The organism is Flavobacterium ajazii, assembly GCF_010614725.1.
GTDB classification, from domain to species: Bacteria; Bacteroidota; Bacteroidia; order Flavobacteriales; family Flavobacteriaceae; genus Flavobacterium; species Flavobacterium ajazii.
On sequence record NZ_JAAEHL010000002.1, the window covers coordinates 118,054 to 141,678 of the forward strand.

Genomic DNA, 23,625 nt, shown 5'->3' on the forward strand with positions numbered 1-23,625 from the left:
CTTAGAACAAAGTTTGATAAATAAAATTCTGACATAAAAAAAGCTCCTTTTTGGAGCTTTCTGTTTTTAATTAAGATGTATTATTTAGCCTTAGCCAATTCCTGTAAAGGCTTTAATTGTTCCATATCTATTTTTGATTCTTTTAAAACCGACATTAAAGTCATTATATTATTCGGATTCATGTTTTTACCCAAAATACGAATCACAGCAAAACCATTTTCTTTTCGGTTAGCAAAAATCACAAATTCTTCTATATTTTCATCGGCACCAACAAAACTTATAGAAGCACCATCTTTACCAGAACCAACCTTCATTAATTCCTGATATTTAGGATTTCTCAAAATGGCTTTTACCCTGGCTCTTTCTGTTTCAAATTGTGTTTGATTTTTATCATTTGCTTTGAAAGCCAGAACATTCATTTTATCAAAAGAATTCAAAGCTTCAGTTTGTTCTTCGGATAATTTTGCTTTGTCAACATTTAAAATATCTGGCGAAACATCTAAAGCAATAAAATCTTTTTTCTCCGAATTTTCAACAAAATACTTTTGAAGTGAAGGTTCAGAATTACAACTTATTAAAGTTAGCAACACAAAAAAAACTGAAGTAAAAACAGTGGTTCTCATACTATTTTTTGCCTTTTGAAGCCTTTTTTAAATCAGAACCACCCGGAAGCTGCATTTTGTCTGTCAATACTGAAATTTCATTCAGATCAAAGTTTCCTGTTAAGGACAACAAAACAGTATCTTCATTTTTTGCGCCATCAATAAACATAAACAACTCTTTTATTTTTGTGTCGCTTGTACCAGATTTAACGTAGATTTTCACATTTTTACCACTATCGCTGATACGCATTAATTCTTCTAAACTCGCAGATTTAATATATTTATCAGCCGAAAGTTTCATATCTGCTTCCACTTTTGGATTGCTGGTTGTAAATACTTTTAAATTATCCAGCTTTTTAATAAGATTCATGTACTGCTGAGTTTCTTTATCAGATGGATCAACTTTTACTTTACTCATTATATCAAACATTTTTTTGTTTACAATCACAGACGTCACATCATCCTGACCGTCGTATTTATCAAAAGCACTTTGTGCATAAAAAAACTGACTAATTAAAGCAAAAACCAATGTCAAAATGATTTTACTACCTATCCTATTATTATTTTTTCTGTATTTGTCAATTATTGATTTCATTTTTATCAAATTTAATTACTGTTTAAAAATTTTGTTTTTTGATTGTTCATATTCTTTAATGTATTGCACACTTTCTATACCTACATTAACATTGTTTGATAATAAATTCAAAGCCTTTTGTGTTGCTTTTAAGGCCTCTTCGGGATTATCGTAGGTTCCTAACTCTGTTTGCGAAGCCACTACAGCTGCATTATTTTGTTCGCTCACAAAAAAGTAAGTTCCGATACCCAGTAAAAGAACAACTGATGCCGCAATCGATAACCACGCTACTTTACGTTTCCTGGATTGAAGTGGAATTGCTACTCCTGTTCGAGCGAAGCTCTCCGGTTCATACGTTGTTGTTTGTTCTTTTACTTTAGAAAAATAGGCAAAAATAGGTTTGTATTGCTCCAAATGCTGCGCAACATCCGGTGAAGAAAAATATTCTTTTAATTCGTTTTCTTCTGCAATAGTTGTTTCTCCCTGAAAGTATTTTTCTAATATATTTTCTATTTTATTTAATTCCATAACTGTGTGCATTAAGCATTGATTCTCTAATTTTTTTCCTTGCCCTTGAGAGTGCTACCCGAATTGCAGTTTCATTCATATTTACAATTTTTGCAATTTCCTCAAATTCATATTGCTCAACATCCCGCAATTGAATCAACACCTGAAGTTGTTCCGGCATTTGATTTATTATTTTTTCAACCCATTCTAAACTATTCGAGTCTTCGAGTTTTTTATCTAATTGAGGTTCTCGATCTGTAAAATTATTGTGCACAATTTTAAGATTATCTGCTCTTTTTGATTTTAACTGATCCAAGCAATAATTTTTAGTCATCGTCATCGCCACAGCTTCAACATTATTATAAGTACTTAAACTTTCTTTTTTATTCCATAACTTAACCATTACCTCCTGAGTTGCATCTTCAGCTTCTTCTGTACTGGCAAGCAATCGTTTTGCCAGACGAAAAACTTTGTCTTTGAAAGGATTTACTAATTCTATAAACACATTTTGGTTCATAAATTATACGGTTATTCGTTAGCTTATATAATCAAGACGAGTAACTATTAATTTTGTTACAATCAAATTAAAAAATATATTGCAAAAAAGTCCTACAATACATTCAAGTTAAAACTAAAGATACTATTTTTACGTTGATACAATATGAAACCTAATAGTATATGAAAAGAATATCAAAAAATTTAGTTTTATTATTTTTGGCAGCATTTAGCCTGCAGGCCTGTGATGACAATGATGATGTTGCTACTCCAAAAAATCTCCAAATAAATAATTTTATTTGGAGAGGACTAAATGAAGTTTATTTATGGCAAGCTGATGTACCAAACCTTGCCGATAACCGTTTTGCAGACCAAAATGCGCTGGATTCATTTTTGAAAGGATATTCAAAACCGGAAGATTTATTTGAAGATTTATTAAATAAACCTGAAAGCAAGTATCCTAACGGAGATGCAATTGATCGTTTTAGCTGGATTGTAGACGATTATACTGTTTTAGAACAAGAACTAAACGGAATTACAAAAAACAGTGGTATTGATTTTAGATTAAGCAGACAATCTACAGGATCGAACAATTTAGTAGGTTATATACGATACATTATTCCTAACTCAGACGCATCGGGCAAAAGTATAAAACGCGGAGACTTATTTACGAGTGTTAACGGTACCCCGCTTACCATTTCCAACTACGAATCATTACTTTTAGATTCTGATAGTTACACTTTAAATCTGGCGGATTATAACGGAAGTACTTTTGTTCTAAATGGAAAATCTGTTTCTCTTACCAAAACGGTTTTAGAAGAAAACCCGGTCTTAATCACCAAAACAATAACTTCAGGCAGCCACAAAATTGGATATTTAATGTATAATGGCTTCTATAATGAATATGACGATGCCCTTAATCAGGCTTTCTCACAATTAAAAACATCAGGAGTTACAGATTTAGTTTTGGATTTAAGATACAATGGTGGTGGCTCTGTTCATTCTGCAACATTATTAGCAAGTATGATTACAGGACAATTTAAGGACCAGGTATTCTCAAAAAGACAATATAATTCTAAAATAATGACAGGTTTAACCAATGATGACCTTGAATCATTTAATGAAAGATTTACGGACAAAACAGGCAGTGGAGCCACTTTGAACAGTTTAAATCTAAACACTGTCTACATTATAACAACCGGAAGTACTGCCTCAGCCAGTGAATTGGTAGTAAATGGCCTAAAACCATACATCACTGTGATTCAAATTGGTGAGACCACTGTAGGTAAAAATGTTGGTTCTTTTACAGTTTATGATTCTGAAACCTTATCAAAAACCAAAGTAAATCCAACTCATAAATATGCGATGCAGCCTTTGGTCTTTAAAATTACAAATTCAGCTAACTTTGGAGATTACACAGGAGGACTACCACCGACCTACCAACAGACCGAAAGTGTTTTTACATACGGTGTTTTAGGCGACCCGTCAGAACCTTTATTAAATCTTGCTATCTCAAAAATTACAGGTTCAACAGCAAAAAGAACACAAACAGACAAAGACCAGACTCTCCCTTATTTTTCAGACTCAAAATCAATGCGCCGTTTTGGTCGTGAAATGTACATAGATAGTCCTTTGAAAAACTAAAAAAACAAAAAATAAATGCCCCAAAAAAAATCTTTTGGGGCATTTTTCTTTAAAAAGAAAAGCATTTTATTACTTTTCAATTTCTCTCATAGAATCCATTTTCTTATGCGCTAAGAAACCTGCTATATCTTCAAAATGCTCTTTTACACGTTTGTTTCCGAACTCAAAAACTTTAGTTGCCAATCCGTCAAGGAAATCACGGTCGTGAGAAACCAGGATTAAAGTTCCGTCAAAATCACGAAGCGCATCTTTAATAATATCTTTTGTCTTCATATCAAGGTGATTCGAAGGCTCGTCCAGAATTAACAAGTTAACAGGTTCCAACAATAGTTTAATCATTGCCAGACGTGTTTTTTCTCCTCCGGAAAGTACTTTTACTTTTTTGGTAATATCATCACCCTGAAACATGAAAGCTCCTAAAATGTTTTTAATCTGGGTTCTGATATCTCCAACCGCAATACTATCAATTGTTTCGAAAATTGTTGCATTTTCATCCAACAAAGCTGCCTGATTTTGAGCAAAATATCCAATTTGTGCATTATGACCAATTTCTACACTTCCGGAATCAACACCAATTTCTTTCATAATCGCTTTAATCATTGTTGATTTTCCTTCTCCGTTTTTCCCGACAAAAGCAACTTTCTGACCACGCTCGATTACAATATTAGCGTCTTTAAAAACAACATGATCACCATAAGCTTTAGACATTTCTTTTACAATAACCGGATATTGACCAGAACGTGCTGCAGGTGGGAATTTTAATCGTAATGCAGAAGTATCCACCTCATCAACCTGAACGATTTCTAGTTTTTCAAGCATTTTTACACGAGACTGAACCGCATCTGTTTTAGAAAACGTTCCTTTAAAACGTTCGATAAACGCTCGGTTATCAGCAATCATCTTTTGCTGTTCATCATATGCTTTTTGCTGATGAATACGACGATCTTTTCTAAGTTCTAAGTAATGAGAATATTTTGCTTTATAATCGTAAATTCTCCCCATTGTCACTTCGATCGTACGATTGGTGATATTATCTACAAATGCTCTATCGTGCGAAATAACCACAACTGCTTTGGCCTGAGTCAATAAAAAATCCTCTAACCATTGGATACTTTCAATATCCATGTGATTAGTAGGTTCATCCAGCAAAATCAAATCTGGTTTTCTTAATAGAATCTTTGCCAGTTCAATACGCATTCTCCATCCTCCTGAAAACTCAGAAGTCTGGCGACCAAAATCCTCACGCTCAAAACCTAGACCAACTAAAATCTTCTCAACCTCTGCTTCGTAGTTTACCTCTTCAATTGCATAAAATTTCTCGCTTAGGTCAGAAACTCTTTCGATTAGCTTCATGTAATCATCGCTTTCATAATCTGTGCGAACGGTCAATTGCTCGTTGATTTCATCAATTTCGGCTTTCATTTTAAAAATCTCACTGAAAGCTTTAGACGCTTCTTCCATCACAGTAGCTCCGTCCTCGGTTAGCAAATGCTGAGGCAGATAAGCGATTACAGCTTCTTTAGGAGCAGAAATACTTCCGGTAGAAGGTTTGTTTGCTCCTGCAATTATTTTCAAAAGTGTCGATTTTCCCGCACCATTTTTACCCATAAGGGCAATTTTATCATTTTCATTAATAGCAAAAGAAACATCACTAAAAAGTGTAGTTCCGCCAAACTGAACCGAAATATCGTTAACTGTAATCATGTTAGATCTTTAGATTTTAGACTGCTTAGATTGTTCGTTTTCTGAGCAAGTATTTTTTTGAAGCCGCAAAGATAGATTAATTAGACAATGTGTCAATGAGATAATTAGAAAATGTGCCAATTTGAGAATTAGATAATTTTCAAAATCTTAAATAAAACAAAACCCGAAAGTTTTAAGACTATCGGGTTTTCATTATCTCATTTTCAAATTGACTAATTATCTCATTAAATCAGTCTTTTCTCCATTTTTTTGTTTCCTCAAAAACATGCTCTAAAATTGCAGCTTCCGTTTCATCAAATTCAATATTTCTGCGAGCCATAACCAGTTTTGCAGTTTCAAAAGCTTTTTTGGTAATATAAGTTGTAAAACCAGCTGCTCCGCCCCATGAAAAACTCGGAACAAAATTACGAGGAAAACCGCTTCCGAAAATATTAGCACTCACACCTACTACCGTCCCTGTATTAAACATCGTATTGATCCCGCATTTACTATGATCCCCCATCATCAGACCACAAAACTGAAGTCCGGTTTTAGCAAAACCTTCCGTCTCGTAACTCCATAATTTTACTTCTTCATAGTTATTTTTCAGATTCGAATTATTACTGTCTGCTCCAATATTACACCATTCACCCAAAACAGAATCACCTAAAAATCCATCATGTCCCTTATTTGAATTTGCAAAAAGAACAGCATTTTTAACTTCTCCTCCTATTCTGGATCCCGGCCCAACTGTTGTGGCTCCATAAATTTTTGCATTCAGTTTTACCTGTGCATTTTCACATAAAGCAAAAGGTCCCCGAATTACAGTTCCCTCCATAATTTCAGCATTCTTACCTATATATATAGGACCTGTTGAAGCATTCAAAGTTACAAACTCCAGTTTCGCTCCTTGTTCAATAAAAATATTTTCAGGAGAAATAACATTTACACTTTTTGGAATTGGCTGTGATTTACGACCTTCTATCAAATAAGCAAAATCTGCACGAATTGCAGCATCGTTCTTAGAAAAAATATCCCAGGTATGCTCAACCGTTAGACAATCATCATTGTACTGAATAATTTCATATGAGTCAAAATCAACTTCTTCCTGATTTTCGGTTGTAAAAAAAGCAATTACATCATCACCTTTAAAAATTGCCTGATTTTCCTTTAGTTCGGAAACCATTTCAACAAGCGTATCATTTGGCAAATATGCTGCGTTTATCATTACATTTTCCTCCATTTCTACCATCGGAAATTTGGCAGACAAATATTCTTCTGTAATTGTAGTGATTGTAGATCCTAAACGGGCTTCCCATTTTTGACGAATCGTCATGATTCCGATTAAGATATCAGCCACGGGCCTTGTAAAAGTAAAAGGTAATAAAGCGTTTCGAACGGGACCGTCAAAAAGAATGTAGTTCATATATAATAAATTTGGTACTTGTTAAAATCTTGATTTGGTTATCATTTCCAAAGTTACAAATATTTATGCGTTAGACTAAAGATCTGTTTTCATAAAACAAAGAAAACTCTTCTGATTATTTTCGAAAAATTAGATTTAAGCCATAAAAAAAGCCTCCCAAATGGAAGGCTTTTGTATCAATATAAAACAGCTATTATTTTTTAGCGTGTTTTGCATATTTAGTTTTGAACTTGTCAATACGTCCTGCAGTATCGATAAGTTTAGATTTACCAGTATAAAAAGGGTGAGATGTTCTGGAAATCTCCATTTTTACAACTGGATACTCAACTCCGTCAACTTCAATTGTTTCTTTTGTATCTGCTGTAGATTTAGTGATAAAAACGTCATCATTTGACATGTCTTTAAATGCAACTAATCTGTAATTTTCTGGGTGAATTCCTTTTTTCATCTTTTCTTTTATTTATTGTTTCAGAGCATTTTTATTTTGAGGCTTTCTCATGGTTAGAAAAAGGTATAAACAAATGATACTCTTTTTATTTAAAAATTTAATTATTTTTGAGTGTGCAAATTTACAATTCTTTTTTAATAAACAAATACTTAACCTGCTTTTTTTTAGTTAATTTCAAAAAGCTTTTTTTATCTTCGATTATATTGGGAATTGCTATATTTGTGGATTAATTTTAAAACATATAAAAAAATATGATTAATGAAGTTATAAAGAAGAATGGAATTACATTTGGTTTAATCATAGGAATTGTTGCTTGTCTGTCACAAACCTTTGTATATGTTGGGGGATCCACTGTTTATAAAAGCTCTTTATTTGGCATTATTGTTTGGTTATCATATTGGGGCATAAGGATATTTCAAGCTATTATAACTAAAAAACAATTAGAAAACACAATTACTTTAAAAGATTCTTTTACTACTTTATTAATATCGACAAGCATTGGAATATTTATATCAATTACATTCAACTACATCTTATACAACCATATAGCTCCTGAATTTAAACCTGAGATAAATAATTTTATGAACTCAAAACAATTAGAACTTTTTAAAGCTATGGGAAAAACCTCATCTGAACTAAATGAATTATTAAAAAACGATAATTTTTCTATTGGAAATCTTATTAAGGGAGGACTTTTTTCAATCGTAGTCAGTTCTATATTCAATTTAATCGTATCAGCAATTATCAAATCTAAACCATTACAGCAATAGTGAATTTATCTATACTTATACCGCTTCTAAACGAAGAGGAATCACTAAAAGAACTCTACTCATGGATTATTAAAGTGATGCAGTCTAACAATTACTCTTATGAAATCATTTTTGTAGATGACGGTAGTACAGATGATTCGTGGAATATTATCGAAAGTTTTTCTAACGAAAATCCGAATGTGAAAGGAATTCGCTTCATGAAAAACTTCGGAAAATCGCAGGCCTTACACGCCGGTTTTGCAAAGGCCCAGGGTGATGTCATCATTACAATGGATGCCGATTTACAGGACAGTCCGGATGAAATTCCGGGATTGTACGAAATGATTACAGCTCAGAAATATGATTTAGTTTCCGGCTGGAAAAAGAAACGTTACGACTCTGTTGTGGCAAAAAACCTGCCTTCAAAATTATTTAACTGGGCAGCCAGAAAAACTTCGGGCGTTGAGTTAAATGATTTTAATTGTGGTTTAAAAGCTTACCGAAATGTTGTCGTAAAAAACATCGAAGTTTCAGGCGAAATGCATCGATATATTCCGGTTTTGGCTAAAAATGCCGGATTTGGAAAAATCGGTGAAAAAGTAGTTATACATCAGGCCAGAAAATATGGCGAAACCAAATTTGGAATGGAACGTTTTATTAACGGATTCCTTGATTTGATTACGATTTGGTTTTTATCTCGATTCGGAAAAAGACCAATGCACTTGTTTGGTGCGATTGGTTCTTTTATGTTTATCATTGGATTTTTAGCTGCAGGCTATATTGGCTTTTCTAAGCTTTACCACATGTATACCGGAATGAAATACACACTGGTAACCAATAATCCATGGTTTTATATTGCTTTAACTACAATGATTTTAGGAACTCAGTTGTTTTTGGCCGGATTTTTAGGCGAAATTATTTTACGTACTAAAAGCAACGAAGCCCGATATAAAGTTGCCCGCGAGGTTAATTTTTAACGTAAAGCCCCAGCCCTGATGGGAACGGCATCCTTTTGTGGCGGTCCCGATAGCAATCGGGACACAAAAGATATAGTGAACAGCAGGATTTAGCTCCTGAAAAAACTTATTTATAAACATTAAAAAAGACATTTATTATGAATATAGCTCCTAATATTTTAGACGCCGTAAACGAATGGCTTACACCTACATTTGATAAAGAGACACAAGCTGCTGTTAAAGAATTAATGACAACATCTCCAAAAGAACTGAAAGAAAGTTTTTATAAAAATCTGGAATTTGGAACTGGGGGAATGCGCGGTGTTATGGGAATTGGAAACAATCGCATCAACAAATATACACTTGGAAAAAACACTCAGGGACTTTCTGATTATCTGCATGAAGTTTTTCCGAACCAACCTATAAAAGTTGTTATTGCTTACGACTGCCGTCATAACAGTAATACTCTTGCAAAAGTAGTTGCTGACGTTTTTTCAGCAAACGGGATTCAGGTGTATTTGTTTTCAGATTTGCGCCCAACACCTGAATTATCATTTGCACTTAAATATTTAGGATGTCAATGCGGAATTGTATTGACTGCTTCTCACAATCCACCGGAATACAATGGCTATAAAGTATACTGGCAAGACGGAGGCCAGATTGTTCCTCCTGAAGATACTGCTATTATCAACGTAATTGAAAGTTTAAATTACGATAAAATCAAATTCAATGCAAATGAAAGTCTGATTCAGTATATTGATACCGAAATTGACAAGGCTTTCGTAAAATCATCTATCGAAAACGCAAGTTTCAATACTCCGGCTGAAGCCAAAGACAATCTACATATTGTTTTCACTTCGTTACACGGAACTTCTATAAAATCTGTACCTGACACTTTATCTGAAGCTGGCTATAAAAATGTTCACATTGTACCGGAACAGGCTATTCCTGATGGAAATTTCCCTACAGTTAAATCTCCAAACCCTGAAGAACCGGAAGCACTGACTATGGCTTTAGCTTTGGCAGACAAAACAAATTCTGATATCGTAGTAGGAACAGATCCTGATTGTGATCGTTTGGGTGTTGCTGTTCGTAATAACGATGGTAAAATGATTTTACTTAACGGAAATCAGACCATGGTTTTAATGACTTCTTTCCTTTTAAAACAATGGAAAAAAGCAGGTAAAATTAATGGGAAACAATTTGTTGGCTCTACTATTGTTTCGACTCCGATGATTATGGAACTGGCAACCAGCTATGGCGTTGAATGCAAAGTTGGTCTGACAGGTTTTAAATGGATTGCCAAAATGATTAAAGATTTTCCTGACCTTCAATTTATTGGAGGTGGCGAAGAAAGTTTTGGTTTCATGGTTGGCGATGCTGTTCGAGATAAAGATGCTGTTGCTGCAACCTTATTAATCTGCGAAGTTGCTGCTCAGGCAAAAGCTGCAGGAAGTTCTGTATATAAAGAACTTTTACAGCTTTATGTAGAAAATGGCTTCTATAAGGAATATTTGGTTTCTTTAACTAAAAAAGGAATTGAAGGTCTGGAAGAAATTAATCAGATGATGATTAATCTAAGAGAAAATCCATTGAAAGAAATTAACGGACAAAGAGTTATCATGGTAGAAGATTATCAGTCGTCTGTTGCTTTGAATTTACTGACAAGCGAAGAATCTGTGATGGATATGCCAAAATCAAATGTATTGATTTATTATACTGAAGACGGCTCTAAAATTTGTGCCAGACCAAGCGGAACAGAACCAAAGATTAAATTCTATATCAGCGTAAATGCTGAAATTGAATCAGTTTTGGATTTTGATGAGGCTGAAAAATTCTTAGACCAAAAAATACAGAATATCATTGCAGACATGCAATTGAATTAATAAAAGTTCCTTCTTAAGTAAATCCAATTTATACACACAATATCACAATTGGTAATCTTATACATTTAAGCTCTGATTTATATTTCTCAATACAAATCAGAGCTTTTTTATAAAAAAAAGCAAAAAGAAATTGAAACCTCCCTAATTCGATTAATTTTGTGCGATAAAAAAATCAATATCAAAAAAATAAATGAGTAATTTCAAAAAAATACTACCTTTTATATCTCCTTATAAAAAATATGCCTTCTTAAACATCTTTTTTAATGTTTTGTATGCACTTTTCAGCACCCTATCGTTCATGGCATTGATTCCAATGATTCAGGTTTTATTTGACAAAACGAAAAGAAATACCATCATGCCTACATATGAAGGAATAGCGCACATAAAAGAATATGGAGAAAACTACTTAAGTTATTACATCACCACCAATACAGACCAAAATAATCCGGGTTTTGTACTTTCAGTTATGGTAGCCATCATAATTTCTATCTTTCTATTAAAAAACCTGGCTGATTATCTGGCAATGTTTTTTGTTACTTATTTACGAAATGGTGTTTTGAAAGATATGCGAAATGCGATGTATAAAAAAACACTAGAATTACCTTTGGCTTTTTTTTCTGAAAAACGAAAAGGAGATGTTATTTCGAGAATTTCCGCAGATGTAAATGAAGTTCAGAATTCTTTTTTGGCCATTTTAGAACTTATTGTAAAAGAACCTCTAACCATTATCTTTACTATAATCGCTATGTTAATTCTTAGCGCTAAACTAACTTTATTTGTTTTTGTCTTCATTCCCATTTCAGGATATATCATTTCTTTAATCGGAAAAAAACTTAAAAAGAAATCCAGTAAAGCCCAACAGGAACAGGGTACCTTTTTATCTACTATTGAAGAAACTATTGGAGGATTAAAAGTTGTAAAGGGGTATAATTCTGAAAATTATTTCAATACCGTGTTTCAGAATTCAACAGAACGTTTTTTTAAGTTATCAAATAGTATTGGACATCGTCAAAACTTAGCTTCTCCCGCAAGTGAATTTATGGGAATCATGGTTATTACCATTTTGTTATGGTACGGAGGTCAGATGGTTTTAATTGAAAAAACCCTGGACGGAGCATCATTCATTGCTTATATGGGACTAGCTTATAATATCCTTACACCTGCAAAATCAATTTCAAAAGCATCATATGCTGTAAAAAGAGGAAATGCCGCTGCTGACCGTGTATTGGAAATTTTAGAACAGGAAAACACTATCACTTCTAAAGAAAAAGCATTAGAAAAAACAGGCTTTGACAATAATATCGAAATTCAGAATATCAATTTCAAATACGAAAACGAAACCGTCCTAAAGGATTTTTCACTTCAAATTAAAAAAGGCCAGACTGTTGCTTTGGTAGGACAATCAGGAAGCGGAAAAAGTACTATTGCAAACCTGCTAACCCGTTTTTATGATGTGAATGAGGGCTCAATTTCTATTGATGGAGTAAACATCAAAGACATGAACCTGCAGTCTCTTAGAAGTCTTATGGGATTAGTTACTCAGGATAGTATTTTATTTAATGATACTATAAAAGCTAATATTTCTCTAGGAAAACTAAATGCTACAGATGATGAAATCATAGAAGCTTTGAAAATTGCTAATGCTTATGAATTTGTAAAAGAATTGCCTTTAGGCATTTATACCAATATTGGCGATAGCGGAAATAAATTATCCGGAGGCCAAAAACAGCGTTTGTCTATTGCGAGAGCGGTATTAAAAAACCCTCCAATTATGATTTTGGACGAAGCAACATCAGCTCTTGATACCGAAAGCGAAAAATTTGTTCAGGTGGCACTTGAAAATATGATGCAAAACAGAACTTCAATTGTTATTGCTCACCGACTTTCTACAATCCAAAAAGCAGACGTGATTGTTGTAATGCAAAAAGGACGAATTGTAGAACAAGGAACTCACGAAGAATTAATTGCACACAACGGCACTTATAACAAACTGGTGACGATGCAGTCTTTCGAATCTTAAGATTCATCACAACATTAATATTATTTTACACAGATTAAGGAAACATTAAAACTAAGTTTAATTTCTTTAATCTGTGTTTATTTTTATAACTTTAGGTTAGTAAGAATAAATCATTTAATTCTCTCAAAATGTATCTTAACAACCCAAACATAAAACTGCCTGACGATCCTGATACTGTCGTTTGGAAATATCTTGATTTATCTAAATTTCTTGATTTACTGCTTTCGAAAAAATTATTTATGTCCCGCTCTGATAAATTTGAAGATCAGTACGAAGGCACCTTTAGCGAACCAACTTTCGAAGAAATTAAAAAACTCGCTATTGACAATCCTGAGTTTTTAAATTATTACAAAACACATCGGGAAAAAGTAGCAGTCAGCAGCTGGCATATCAACGAATACGAATCGTTTGCAATGTGGCAGATTTTCACACAAAACAGCGAAGGATTGGCCATACAGTCCACTATCGGAAGATTGCAAAAAGCGGTAAATCCTGAGCAAAATTTTGATCAGTATATCGGTGAGGTAAATTATATCGACTACAAAAAAGAATACATTCCCTTTGACGACTCCTTCTTCCCCTTCTTATTTAAAAGAAAAAGCTTTCAATACGAACGCGAAGTCCGCATTATTACAGACACTTCCCAAAGCACTTTAAAACTGAATGAAGGATTAAAAATCAATGTTGACATCAATGAGTTAATTGAAAAAATATATATCCATCCCAAATCAGAAAACTGGTATAAGAAACTAATAATTGAATTGGTTGAGCGTCTTGGTTTTGGATTTGAAATAGAAAAATCAGATTTGGAAAGTGATATTTTGATTTAGTTTTTTAAGCTGCTAAGATTCTAAGTTTTTCTTCAGCAATTCTCAATCTTGTCATAAATAACAAAAGCCCTTTAAAATTAAAACAATTTTAAAGGGCTTTTGTCATCCAAAATCTTAGCTCAGCATTTGAAACTTTAAATTGGTTTATAATTTTTCACTTCCCATTTCTTAGAAGTTAAATCTATGTAATTATAATGCAGTACATCATTTTTATCAAACTGTCCGTTTTGATTGGTATCTTCAATTGTTCTAAAATATAAACGGTTTTTAGATTCGATTACACTCCAGTCCACAAGCTCATGCAAATCCGCTGAAACTTTCGTGAAGTTTTCTCCGCTAATATCACTTAAATATAAAGTTTTGATATCACTTGTATCAATTTTGCCGTCTTTGTTTGTATCAGAATCTGTCAAAGTATAAACCATTATTTTATTTTTGGTTTTATCCGCAACAGTTTTTAAATATGTAGCTGTTAAAATCAAAACCGGTTTATCAGACAAGGGTCTGATAGAATCTGAATCTGTTTTTTGAAATTTCAAATTTTGCAGATATCCCGTAATTTCAAATTCTCCTAAATTCGAAATAGTAAAACTCACATCATTTACACTTGATGATCCGTAACGCGCTTTTGTTCCCTTTTCAAAAACTCTTAAATCTCCAACCGGATGAATTAAATAATCTGTCCCTTCCATCTGAATAGGAAGATCAGCAATTTCAATTTGAGTAGAATCTGCTTTTGTAACACTTACTTTGTTTGACACATCGTAACTTACTTTTGGTTTTTGAACTTCTTCCCGGCAGCTGGTTAGTGTTACAACAATTGCTAAGGCTGTATATTTAAGGTACTTTTTCATCTGCAAATTATATTCAATTATCAAATATACTATTTTTTGATTCTAATTTTGGTTTTTATTGATTTTTACTAAGGTAAAGATGTTGATTAGAACAATTCCTAAATATCCTAGAAGAATAAGCCATTGCTGCTTTAAAAATGATTTTTGAAAAACATTAAGCTCTATTTTCCGACTCTCTTCTTCCATTAAACGTGAATTTCTTAAAGAATATTCTGTAGTTCCACAAACAAATCCACGCTTCTTTGGCCTAGCACAAGCAATTATATACATATTATTACCAAACAAAACCCATGTTGGGATTTTTTCTTCAGAAACAATATCGATTACATTAACAAAAGTATCATAGTCTGTTTTTGGACCAAATTGAATTTTTGCCCCATTAATAGTATCATAATATTTCACTAAATCATGCATAAAAAGTCGCAATTCTTTTAGTTTTTGCTCTTCTTTTGATTTCTGGTTATTGAAATTAAATATTTTATATTTTCTTAAATCCCAAACTTTATACTTTTCAAAATCTTCTTTATTTGGAAGTGAAAAATCTAAAGCTTCATAATTTTTAAAAGCCTCAATCTTATGAAAATGATACAAACAAAACAACGGAATAAAAACCAAAGAAATCATTCCCGGAACGTAAAAAATTTTCTTTCTTTTTTCACGTTTTTCGATCATAACCTCGCATTCAGTTTTATATTAAAAACCCTTGAAGTCATATAATTCGGAACTGCGTATTGATTTTTAGTATAAGCATCGCGCACCCATGTATTGGTGATCGCATTTTGGTTATTGAAAAGATTGAATATTTCCAGTCCTAATGAAAACTCTTTAAAATTTTTCAGCCAGCCTGTCTTTAAATTCTGATTACTGCTGTCGACAAAAACTTTTGCAAAACCAATATCTGCACGACGATAATCGTTCAGTCTGTTTTGATATAAATATGGATCTGAATAAGCCGGCGCACCACCAGGTAATCCTGTATTGTAAACTAAGTTTAAATATACTTTCACACTTGGAATATTAGGCATATAGTCCTGAAACAGCATTGCAAATTTTAAACGTTGGTCTGTTGGACGAGCGATATAACCTTTGTTTTCGTAGTTTTCTTCTGTTTTCAAATAACCAAAACTTACCCACGATTCTGTTCCCGGAACAAATTCTCCGTTTAATCTGAAATCCAGTCCTTGTGCATACGCCTTGGCATTATTATCTGCTACATAACGAATTCGTACATTATCAATCGAATATATATTGACATCTGAAAGTGATTTATAATAAAGTTCAGTGACCCATTTAAAAGGACGGTTCCACATTTTAAAATTATAATCATTACTCAAAACAACATGTACAGATTGCTGTGCCTTTACATTCGGATCAACATTACCATTCATATCCCTGAGCTCCCTATAAAATGGCGGCTGATGATACAATCCTCCTGAAAGCCTGAAAATCATATCCATATCCCAGTCCGGTTTTAAAGCAAATTGTACACGCGGACTAAAAACAGTCTGATTTTTACCTTCTACGTCTGCCCCTGAAACCTGCCAGCTTTGAAAACGAGCCCCAACAGTATACCAAAATTGACTAGAACCTAATTCTGTTTTATTATTCCATTGAGCATAACCTGAAAATCTGTTTATATCATTAAAATTAGTTGCACGAATATTTTGGTATGGCAAAAGTGGCCCTGTGTATGGTTCGTATGGCTGGTTATTTTTAGGGAGATCCAAAATAGGAGGATTTATCGAAAATCCGGCAGAATCAATCACCTCCCACTCCACTACTCTGTCACGTATCGATTCTCTTGTAAATTTCAATCCGAATTCTAACTGGCTATTGTTTTTCCATTCTTTAAAACCTTTGAATTCGATATTTGCAATCAAAGCATCCAGATCATTTCGGGCGTGATTGAGCTGTGTACCGATACCTCTTGTAAAATCAACATTATCAGGATTCATATTTCCATCTTCATCTACATTTCCTAAACGGTATTGCGCCAAAATATCAAAATGTTCCTGCTCAATAGTATGAAATAAAGACCCAATCAATTTAAAAGTAAGAGTTGGCGAAGCTTTATAAGTTGTTTTAATAGCTCCAAAATAAGTATCATACTGATCTTTTTCCTGTCCTTCATAATAAACCGCAAGTGCCATTGGCTGATCAATTGTCCCAAATGTTGTTTGTCTCGTTAAGGGCTGGTATAAATATTTATTTTGAGAAATATTTCCTAAAAAGCTTAATTGCCATTTTTGAGAAACATCATAATTAATATTCGTCTGAATATCTGCAAATGTTGGTGTATAATTAGTTTGTGTATCCTGACTGTTTACAAGCAAGCTATTATTACGATAGCGCACACCTGTTACAGCGGACCATTTTTTGTTTTTAGAAACGGCATCAATAGCTAAACTTCCGCCAAGAAAACTAGCTTCAAGCACAGCTCCGAACTGAGTTGGTTTTCTGTAAGTAATATCTAAAACAGAAGATAATTTATCTCCAAATTTGGACTGAAAACCTCCGGCTGAGAAATCTACATTCTGCACCAAATCAGTATTTGTAAAACTCAGTCCTTCCTGTTGTCCTGAACGAATTAAAAACGGACGATACACTTCGATTTCGTTTACATAAACCAAATTTTCATCATAATTACCTCCCCGAACTGCATATTGGGTACTTAGTTCGTTATTCGAATTTACCCCCGGCAATGTTTTCAGCACATTTTCTATCCCTGCATTTGCTCCGGGTATTTTTTTTATAGTAGACTGATCAATAACCGTAATTCCCTGAACCCGTTTTTTATTTTTTGAAGAAACAAAAACCTCGCCCATTTGCTCTTCCGAATTGTTCATTACAGGATTAAAAACAAAAGTTTCATAAGGCTTCAGATTTACTGTCAGCGTTATCATTTTTAAAGAAATGTGCGTAAAAATCAAAGCTACTTTTTTGTTTGATGGCACAAAAATCTGAAAATGACCTTTAGCATCAGATTTCGTGGTTTTATCACCTGCCGAAATATTAACATCTGCAACAGGATGATTTTCACTATCTAAAATAAACCCTTTAACACGGGCACTTTGAGCAGAAACGGCACAGCCAGTCCATAAAAAAAGAAAAACAATTATTAACTTAAAATGATTCAAAGGTTTAGATTTTATTTTTGTTGACTTCTAAAAAAACGTGTTTCAAAGATAGCAGAATTCCCCACATTATCAACTACTTCAATTTTTAAATCGTTTGCTCCTTCTGCGACTATGTTATCATCAAAATTGTGTGTTATTTTTCTAGTTTTGTTATCATATTCAAACAAAATCCAGTTTCCGTTCAGATATCCGTTGTATGATTTGATTCCGGACAATGCGTCACCTATCGTAAACTGAATGTTTTTAACACCGCTAATCCATTTATCCTGAATTGGCTTAGCTATTTTTATAACCGGAGCTATCGTATCTAAAACCAAACCGTATTGCCCTAATGTTTTTGACTTTGCTGTAAAAATATTATCCTTTCTCGTAGTTGCATTATAACTCCTATTGTTTCCGCTTATTCTTCCAATAAAAAGTTTATCCCTTAAAGTTTCAGAATAAGTACTGTCTTTTATAGTAATAGTAAAATTAGAATGCACCGGAACAACATCTTCATGAATATAAATCCGATTGTTTTTTACATCAAAATTCAAATTAAAATCTTCATAGAAAGTGCCCGCAGGAAAGAAAACAGACATATTATCTTTTTCAAAATTCGAGTCCTTATTGTATCGAATGAAATATTTCCCGGCTGCAGGTTCTGCATTTATAACCGGTACCTCCGAATCATATTCAACAGGAACAGTAACCGAACATAAATTTCCAAAATAATCAGAAACATCAATTTTGTAAGTTGAAGCCAAATTAGGTTCAACGGGAATTAATCCATTAAGAGAGTCTGCTTTTATAATACTCAGCGCAAACGGAGTTTTCATAAATAACTTTTGCACGCGTTGTCCCGTTTTTTTATATTTCGGATAATCAATAAAAGCATTAATAAAACGCATTTCATCAAAAGAATACGTATTAAACTGATAATTATAATTTTGATTTCCGTTTAAAAAAGTACTTACATTAAAGACACCATTTTTATTAAACGAAACATCATCGGTATCAACAGCATTTATCCCAAAACCTATTCGTCCATTGGCTTTTACTTTACCTGCTAAATAAGTTCCGTCCTTTTGAAGCGAAAGATTAAGTAATAAAGGCTGTTTGGATTGATTTACCGTTGTATTATCCATTGGATATACAAATAAGCTCGAAATCGTTGGTTTTTTAGTATCCTTTATATTCTGATCAAATCCAAAAAACATAGGATTTATAACAAATTCTGTTTTTGTATCACGAAATTCAAAATGCAGATGCGGTCCTTCAGAAGAGCCTGTATTCCCCGAAAGCGCGATTATTTGACCTTTGGTTACAGGAAGTTCGTCTGGTTTTGGAAACATTTCGATTTCAAAAGACTTTTCCTTATAATGTGTTTTGTGAATATAATCCTGAATTGGTCCGACTGCAGTTTGTAAATGTCCGTAAACTGTAGTGTAACCATTGGGATGCGTGATATAAATACATTTTCCGTTTCCAAAAGTCGAAATTTTTATTCTGGACACATATCCATCTGCAACAGCATACACATTTAACCCCTCCCTTTGATTTGTTTTCAAATCAAATCCGGCATGAAAATGATTAGGCCTCAATTCTCCAAAATTCCCTGATAACTGCATCGGAATATCAAGTGGTGGGCGAAAATAATCCTTTGGATGTTGGGTCTGAGCAAAAATAAAATTGCAAAAAAATAAAAAAAACGCAGAAAATTTCATAGGTAACATTTTTGCTAAGATAAAAATTAAGGAGGGAAAACCGAAGATAAAACTGTAAAAATACAATTCACTGAATTTCATTAATTTGCTTATTTTTAATGCAAAAAAATCGATAAAAAATTGCATTAATAAAAAGGAATACTAACTTTGTAGGATTAAGTAATGAATAGGATTTATAATGAGTGTAATTGCTGAAATAATTGATACTCTTGAATATAAAGTCGAAAAGCTTTTTGCGAAATCAAAAGCTTTAGAAAAAAACAATCAGGATTTACGATTAGAATTAAACAAAGCAGCGCAAATTATCCAGAAACAATCTGAAGAAATTGAAGCTTTGAAGAAGCAATATGAAACACTTAAGATAGCCAATTCGTTGCTTGGCAGCGACAATAACAAGAGAGAGACAAAGCTTAAAATAAATTCATTAATTCGCGAAATTGATTACTGTATTACACAATTATCAGATTAGTAAATATGGACGGAAAGCTTAAAATTAAAATATCAGTTGCAGACCGGGTTTATCCGTTAACGGTTGACCCTGCTCAGGAAGAAGGACTTAGAAGCGCTTCTAAAAAAATTGATGCTATGATTAAGCAATTCGAAGAAAATTACGCCGTTCGCGACAAACAAGATGTATTGGCTATGTGTGCACTGCAATTTGCATCGCAGGTAGAACAAAAACAAATTGATTATACTAATGATGATCAGGAAATCATCAAAAGAATTAAAAAATTAAATTTGCTTTTAGATCAATATCTCGAAAATTAAACGTTCTTTACATAAACTAAGATACTGCCTACATTAGTTCACATTTGGTAAACTCAACACTAACAAATTAGAATGAGCAAATCGTCGCTACTATAGTATGCCCTCCTTTTGGCTGGGAAACTTGAACAGTGAGTTAGCTCAAAACTTGTCTTTACGAGTTTATACAAGCAATTAATGTAGGCTTTTTTTATATATAAACCCTAACAAACATGGACATCATAACAATCATCATTGGTATTGTAGGTATTGCAGCAGGTTTTGCAATAGCTAAAATTATCGAGAAAAGTAATATTTCTAACCTAATCAAAAACGCTAAAAAAGAAGCCGCTTCAATTTTAAAAGATGCTAATTTAGAAGCTGAAAATATTAAAAAAGATAAAATTCTTCAGGCAAAAGAAAAATTCATAGAATTAAAATCCGAACACGAACAGGTTATTTTGGCAAGAGACAAAAAAGTCGCTGAAGTAGAAAAAAGAGTACGTGATAAAGAATCTCAGGTTTCGAATGAACTTTCGAAAGCTAAAAAAGTTAATGATGAATTTGAAGCTAAAACAGCTGAATACAACAACAAAATTGAATCTTTAGACAAAAAACAGGCTGAAGTAGACAAACTGCACAAAAGCCAGTTACAACAGCTTGAAGTAATTTCTGGTCTTTCTGCAGAAGAAGCAAAAGAACAATTAGTTGAAGGCTTAAAGGCTGAAGCTAAAACAAAAGCGATGTCTCAAATTCAGGAAACTATTGAAGAGGCAAAACTTACTGCTCAGCAAGAAGCTAAAAAAATCATTATCAATACAATTCAAAGAGTTGGAACTGAGGAAGCGGTTGAAAACTGTGTTTCTGTTTTCAACATTGAATCTGATGATGTAAAAGGTAGAATTATTGGCCGTGAGGGACGTAACATCAGAGCTTTAGAAGCTGCAACAGGAGTAGAAATTATTGTTGACGACACCCCTGAAGCCATCATCCTTTCTTGTTTTGACCCGGTTCGTAGAGAAATTGCCCGTTTGTCTTTACACAAATTAGTAACTGACGGACGTATTCACCCTGCGAGAATTGAAGAAGTTGTTGCTAAAACTGCTAAACAAATTGATGACGAAATTATCGAAGTTGGAAAACGTACTGTAATCGACTTAGGAATCCACGGTTTACATCCAGAATTAATTAAAGTTGTGGGTAGAATGAAATACCGTTCTTCTTACGGACAAAACTTATTACAGCACTCCAGAGAAGTTTCTAAACTTTGTGGTATCATGGCTGCAGAATTAGGCTTAAATGTAAAATTAGCAAAAAGAGCAGGTTTGCTTCACGATATTGGTAAAGTTCCGGATACTGAAAGCGATTTACCTCACGCTTTATTAGGTATGCAATGGGCTGAGAAATACGGTGAAAAAGAAGAAGTTTGCAATGCTATTGGAGCACACCATGATGAAATTGAAATGAAATCATTATTATCTCCAATTATTCAGGTTTGTGATGCGATTTCAGGTGCAAGACCAGGTGCAAGACGTCAGGTTTTAGATTCATACATTCAGCGATTGAAAGATCTGGAAGATGTGGCTTACGGATTCAGCGGTGTTAAAAATGCTTATGCCATTCAGGCTGGTAGAGAACTTCGTGTAATTGTAGAGAGCGAAAAAGTTTCTGATGAAAATGCAGCCAATCTGTCTTTCGAAATTTCACAAAAAATCCAAACCGAAATGACTTATCCGGGGCAGGTAAAAGTGACCGTTATCCGCGAAACCAGAGCAGTAAATATTGCTAAATAAGTTTCTCAAAATATTTTCATAAAAAAACTTCTCAGTAACGGGAAGTTTTTTTTTATTTCTGATTTTACCTAAAGCTATCGCCTTGGATGAAAACTATGCATTACTTCTTTCAGAAAGCTTCTATCCAGATGAACATAGATTTCGGTAGTTGTTATCGATTCATGCCCAAGCATTAACTGAATAGATCGTAAATCGGCACCATTTTCTAATAAATGTGTAGCAAAAGAATGTCGCAAAGTATGTGGACTAATATTTTTATGTAAACCCGTTTTTACCGCTAAATCTTTAATAATAGTAAAAATCATAGCCCGGGTCAACTGATTTCCTCTACGGTTTAAAAACAAGGTATCTTCGTGCCCTTTTTTGACATTCAAATGAGTCCGTACATCCTTGCGATAAATTTCAATATACTTTTGAGTTAAATCGCCAATCGGAACAAAACGCTCTTTGTTACCTTTTCCGGTAATCTTAATAAAACCTTCCTCAAAAAACAGGTCTGAAATTTTTAAAGAAACCAATTCAGAAACCCGAAGCCCACAGCCGTACAAAGTTTCAAGCATTGCCTTGTTTCTTTCCCCTTCATTTGAACTTAAATCTATAGCAGCTATCAAATTATCAATTTCTTCAACCGATAGCGTATCGGGAAGCTTACGACCTGTTTTTGGCGTTTCAATCAATTCCATCGGATTATCTGTCCGGTAATCTTCAAAAACCAGATAATTAAAAAAGCTTTTTAAACCTGAAATAATTCTCGCCTGAGAACGTGGATTAACTTCTTTTGAAACTGAATAAATAAACTGCTGAACAGTTTCATCTGAAATTTTTATCGGAGAAATATCTATTTTATTTGTCTCTAAAAAAAGACATAACCGCTCAATATCAAAGCTGTAATTCTCGATTGTATTTTTAGACAGACCACGCTCAATTCGTAAATACGACTGATAATCTTTTATGTAAGTACTCCATTTCATATACACAAAGTAACATATTTTTGGAGCATAAAAAAACCTTCCCGATTAAGAGAAGGTTTTAAAAAAACATTTTTTTTTATTAGAAGTGTAAAGCAAATCCAACATTAAATTGAAGAAAGCTTTCAGCAATTTTATCATCAGTAGTAAAATTGTAACGTAGACCTGGCTCAACAGAAACATTTGGTCCTAAAAAGATAGCATATCCACCTTGTAAACCTACAAAAGAAGGATTATCATCAGCATCTTTAATACTAACTCCTGTATAAGAAAGTTCAACTGGGATTTTGTTTACAACATAGTACTTTGCTCCAATCTTGTATGAAAAGATACTACTATCAAAACCATCATCTCCATATCCTAAACCAAGTTTAACCGCTAAATTGTTAGCTACGAAGTATCCACCTTCAGCTCCGATATTCCAAGCTGTATCACCATCTGTTGATGTCAAAGAGAACGCAGTGTTTCCTGTTCCAGCACCAAATGCAGTGTTAGCTTCAATTAACCATTTTCCTTTTGCTGTTTGTTCTTGTGCATTAGCAAATCCAAATGCCATAACTGCGATTGCAGATAAAATAATTTTTTTCATTTTTTTGATAAATT

Annotated in this window: 22 protein-coding genes; 9 read left to right on the forward strand and 13 right to left on the reverse strand. The window is 33.3% G+C overall.

What is annotated here, in order from left to right:
• Nucleotides 1–80 precede the first annotated feature (80 nt).
• The 4 genes from GWR14_RS03150 to GWR14_RS03165 are packed head-to-tail and all read right to left on the reverse strand — an operon-like array spanning nt 81 to nt 2,200.
• A complete protein-coding gene (locus tag GWR14_RS03150) occupies nt 81–623 on the reverse strand; it encodes a DUF4252 domain-containing protein (protein WP_163407603.1) in 543 nt (180 codons plus the stop codon).
• A gap of 1 nt (nt 624) precedes the next feature.
• The gene (locus GWR14_RS03155) at nt 625–1,197 is read right to left on the reverse strand and encodes a DUF4252 domain-containing protein (protein WP_163407604.1); all 573 of its coding nucleotides are present in this window, start codon (nt 1,195–1,197) and stop codon (nt 625–627) included.
• 15 nt (nt 1,198–1,212) lie between these two features.
• Entirely contained in the window at nt 1,213–1,704 is a 492-nt protein-coding gene (locus GWR14_RS03160; RefSeq protein WP_163407605.1) for a hypothetical protein, read from the reverse strand.
• Nucleotides 1,691–2,200 (reverse strand): RNA polymerase sigma factor, encoded by a 510-nt coding sequence (locus tag GWR14_RS03165; RefSeq protein ID WP_163407606.1) that lies wholly within the window; start codon nt 2,198–2,200, stop codon nt 1,691–1,693. Before GWR14_RS03165 ends, GWR14_RS03160 begins: the two co-directional genes overlap by 14 nt.
• A 161-nt stretch (nt 2,201–2,361) precedes the next feature.
• On the opposite strand from GWR14_RS03165, the gene GWR14_RS03170 reads away from it, so the two are divergent.
• Nucleotides 2,362–3,822 carry a S41 family peptidase gene (locus GWR14_RS03170; protein WP_163407607.1) on the forward strand — a complete coding sequence of 487 codons (1,461 nt, stop codon included), beginning with the start codon at nt 2,362–2,364 and terminating at the stop codon, nt 3,820–3,822.
• A gap of 69 nt (nt 3,823–3,891) precedes the next feature.
• Here the strand turns inward: GWR14_RS03170 and GWR14_RS03175 are convergent, their stop codons facing one another.
• The 3 genes from GWR14_RS03175 to GWR14_RS03185 form a co-directional block, all read right to left on the reverse strand.
• Nucleotides 3,892–5,526, reverse strand: a complete 1,635-nt coding sequence (locus tag GWR14_RS03175; protein ID WP_163407608.1) for an ABC-F family ATP-binding cassette domain-containing protein — start codon at nt 5,524–5,526, stop codon at nt 3,892–3,894.
• Between the two features lie 229 nt (nt 5,527–5,755).
• Nucleotides 5,756–6,931 (reverse strand): GlmU family protein, encoded by a 1,176-nt coding sequence (locus GWR14_RS03180; protein WP_163407609.1) that lies wholly within the window; start codon nt 6,929–6,931, stop codon nt 5,756–5,758.
• 193 nt (nt 6,932–7,124) lie between these two features.
• Nucleotides 7,125–7,379, reverse strand: coding sequence for a type B 50S ribosomal protein L31 (locus tag GWR14_RS03185; protein WP_011921626.1), 255 nt, complete (start codon nt 7,377–7,379; stop codon nt 7,125–7,127).
• 251 nt (nt 7,380–7,630) lie between these two features.
• Between GWR14_RS03185 and GWR14_RS03190 the strand changes: the two genes are divergently transcribed.
• The 5 genes from GWR14_RS03190 (at nt 7,631) to GWR14_RS03210 (ending at nt 13,820) form a co-directional block, all read left to right on the forward strand.
• Nucleotides 7,631–8,149: a DUF4199 domain-containing protein gene (locus GWR14_RS03190; protein WP_163407610.1), complete on the forward strand. Its 519-nt coding sequence runs from the start codon at nt 7,631–7,633 to the stop codon at nt 8,147–8,149.
• Nucleotides 8,149–9,105, forward strand: a complete 957-nt coding sequence (locus tag GWR14_RS03195; protein WP_163407611.1) for a glycosyltransferase family 2 protein — start codon at nt 8,149–8,151, stop codon at nt 9,103–9,105. The genes GWR14_RS03190 and GWR14_RS03195 overlap by 1 nt, the downstream gene beginning before the upstream one ends.
• Before the next feature lie 137 nt (nt 9,106–9,242).
• Nucleotides 9,243–10,970, forward strand: a complete 1,728-nt coding sequence (locus GWR14_RS03200) for a phospho-sugar mutase (RefSeq protein WP_163407612.1) — start codon at nt 9,243–9,245, stop codon at nt 10,968–10,970.
• A gap of 190 nt (nt 10,971–11,160) precedes the next feature.
• The gene (locus GWR14_RS03205; RefSeq protein ID WP_163407613.1) at nt 11,161–12,990 is read left to right on the forward strand and encodes an ABC transporter ATP-binding protein; all 1,830 of its coding nucleotides are present in this window, start codon (nt 11,161–11,163) and stop codon (nt 12,988–12,990) included.
• A gap of 128 nt (nt 12,991–13,118) precedes the next feature.
• Entirely contained in the window at nt 13,119–13,820 is a 702-nt protein-coding gene (locus GWR14_RS03210) for a hypothetical protein (protein ID WP_163407614.1), read from the forward strand.
• Between the two features lie 134 nt (nt 13,821–13,954).
• Here GWR14_RS03210 and GWR14_RS03215 read toward each other — a convergent pair whose 3' ends face one another.
• The 4 genes from GWR14_RS03215 to GWR14_RS03230 are packed head-to-tail and all read right to left on the reverse strand — an operon-like array spanning nt 13,955 to nt 19,517.
• Nucleotides 13,955–14,674, reverse strand: coding sequence for a CREC-EF hand family protein (locus GWR14_RS03215; protein ID WP_163407615.1), 720 nt, complete (start codon nt 14,672–14,674; stop codon nt 13,955–13,957).
• Between the two features lie 42 nt (nt 14,675–14,716).
• Nucleotides 14,717–15,298 (reverse strand): hypothetical protein, encoded by a 582-nt coding sequence (locus tag GWR14_RS03220; protein ID WP_246236270.1) that lies wholly within the window; start codon nt 15,296–15,298, stop codon nt 14,717–14,719.
• Nucleotides 15,299–15,342: 44 nt separating this feature from the next.
• Entirely contained in the window at nt 15,343–17,811 is a 2,469-nt protein-coding gene (locus tag GWR14_RS03225; RefSeq protein WP_163407617.1) for a TonB-dependent receptor, read from the reverse strand.
• Nucleotides 17,812–17,822: 11 nt separating this feature from the next.
• On the reverse strand, nt 17,823–19,517 hold the full coding sequence (locus tag GWR14_RS03230; protein ID WP_163407618.1) for a M23 family metallopeptidase: 1,695 nt from the start codon (nt 19,515–19,517) through the stop codon (nt 17,823–17,825).
• A 178-nt stretch (nt 19,518–19,695) separates the two neighbouring features.
• Here GWR14_RS03230 and GWR14_RS03235 point away from each other — a divergent pair, with 178 nt between their 5' ends.
• From GWR14_RS03235 to rny, 3 genes are all read left to right on the forward strand, one after another.
• Nucleotides 19,696–19,986, forward strand: a complete 291-nt coding sequence (locus GWR14_RS03235; protein WP_163407619.1) for a hypothetical protein — start codon at nt 19,696–19,698, stop codon at nt 19,984–19,986.
• 5 nt (nt 19,987–19,991) lie between these two features.
• On the forward strand, nt 19,992–20,285 hold the full coding sequence (locus GWR14_RS03240; protein WP_163407620.1) for a cell division protein ZapA: 294 nt from the start codon (nt 19,992–19,994) through the stop codon (nt 20,283–20,285).
• Between the two features lie 209 nt (nt 20,286–20,494).
• Nucleotides 20,495–22,054 carry a ribonuclease Y gene (rny, locus tag GWR14_RS03245; protein ID WP_163407621.1) on the forward strand — a complete coding sequence of 520 codons (1,560 nt, stop codon included), beginning with the start codon at nt 20,495–20,497 and terminating at the stop codon, nt 22,052–22,054.
• A gap of 74 nt (nt 22,055–22,128) precedes the next feature.
• Here rny and xerD read toward each other — a convergent pair whose 3' ends face one another.
• Nucleotides 22,129–23,025: a site-specific tyrosine recombinase XerD gene (gene xerD / locus GWR14_RS03250; protein ID WP_163407622.1), complete on the reverse strand. Its 897-nt coding sequence runs from the start codon at nt 23,023–23,025 to the stop codon at nt 22,129–22,131.
• 79 nt (nt 23,026–23,104) lie between these two features.
• On the reverse strand, nt 23,105–23,578 hold the full coding sequence (locus GWR14_RS03255) for a hypothetical protein (RefSeq protein WP_317165155.1): 474 nt from the start codon (nt 23,576–23,578) through the stop codon (nt 23,105–23,107).
• Nucleotides 23,579–23,625: the final 47 nt, after the last annotated feature.

What these genes read in the sequence shown, in the direction of transcription:
- GWR14_RS03150 (WP_163407603.1), bottom strand. Translation starts at nt 623, where the DNA reads ATGAGAACCACTGTTTTTACTTCAGTTTTTTTTGTGTTGCTAACTTTA.
- GWR14_RS03155 (WP_163407604.1), bottom strand. Translation starts at nt 1,197, where the DNA reads ATGAAATCAATAATTGACAAATACAGAAAAAATAATAATAGGATAGGT.
- GWR14_RS03160 (WP_163407605.1), bottom strand. Translation starts at nt 1,704, where the DNA reads ATGGAATTAAATAAAATAGAAAATATATTAGAAAAATACTTTCAGGGA.
- GWR14_RS03165 (WP_163407606.1), bottom strand. Translation starts at nt 2,200, where the DNA reads ATGAACCAAAATGTGTTTATAGAATTAGTAAATCCTTTCAAAGACAAA.
- GWR14_RS03170 (WP_163407607.1), top strand. Translation starts at nt 2,362, where the DNA reads ATGAAAAGAATATCAAAAAATTTAGTTTTATTATTTTTGGCAGCATTT.
- GWR14_RS03175 (WP_163407608.1), bottom strand. Translation starts at nt 5,526, where the DNA reads ATGATTACAGTTAACGATATTTCGGTTCAGTTTGGCGGAACTACACTT.
- GWR14_RS03180 (WP_163407609.1), bottom strand. Translation starts at nt 6,931, where the DNA reads ATGAACTACATTCTTTTTGACGGTCCCGTTCGAAACGCTTTATTACCT.
- GWR14_RS03185 (WP_011921626.1), bottom strand. Translation starts at nt 7,379, where the DNA reads ATGAAAAAAGGAATTCACCCAGAAAATTACAGATTAGTTGCATTTAAA.
- GWR14_RS03190 (WP_163407610.1), top strand. Translation starts at nt 7,631, where the DNA reads ATGATTAATGAAGTTATAAAGAAGAATGGAATTACATTTGGTTTAATC.
- GWR14_RS03200 (WP_163407612.1), top strand. Translation starts at nt 9,243, where the DNA reads ATGAATATAGCTCCTAATATTTTAGACGCCGTAAACGAATGGCTTACA.
- GWR14_RS03205 (WP_163407613.1), top strand. Translation starts at nt 11,161, where the DNA reads ATGAGTAATTTCAAAAAAATACTACCTTTTATATCTCCTTATAAAAAA.
- GWR14_RS03210 (WP_163407614.1), top strand. Translation starts at nt 13,119, where the DNA reads ATGTATCTTAACAACCCAAACATAAAACTGCCTGACGATCCTGATACT.
- GWR14_RS03215 (WP_163407615.1), bottom strand. Translation starts at nt 14,674, where the DNA reads ATGAAAAAGTACCTTAAATATACAGCCTTAGCAATTGTTGTAACACTA.
- GWR14_RS03220 (WP_246236270.1), bottom strand. Translation starts at nt 15,298, where the DNA reads ATGATTTCTTTGGTTTTTATTCCGTTGTTTTGTTTGTATCATTTTCAT.
- GWR14_RS03230 (WP_163407618.1), bottom strand. Translation starts at nt 19,517, where the DNA reads ATGAAATTTTCTGCGTTTTTTTTATTTTTTTGCAATTTTATTTTTGCT.
- GWR14_RS03235 (WP_163407619.1), top strand. Translation starts at nt 19,696, where the DNA reads ATGAGTGTAATTGCTGAAATAATTGATACTCTTGAATATAAAGTCGAA.
- GWR14_RS03240 (WP_163407620.1), top strand. Translation starts at nt 19,992, where the DNA reads ATGGACGGAAAGCTTAAAATTAAAATATCAGTTGCAGACCGGGTTTAT.
- rny (WP_163407621.1), top strand. Translation starts at nt 20,495, where the DNA reads ATGGACATCATAACAATCATCATTGGTATTGTAGGTATTGCAGCAGGT.
- xerD (WP_163407622.1), bottom strand. Translation starts at nt 23,025, where the DNA reads ATGAAATGGAGTACTTACATAAAAGATTATCAGTCGTATTTACGAATT.
- GWR14_RS03255 (WP_317165155.1), bottom strand. Translation starts at nt 23,578, where the DNA reads ATGGCATTTGGATTTGCTAATGCACAAGAACAAACAGCAAAAGGAAAA.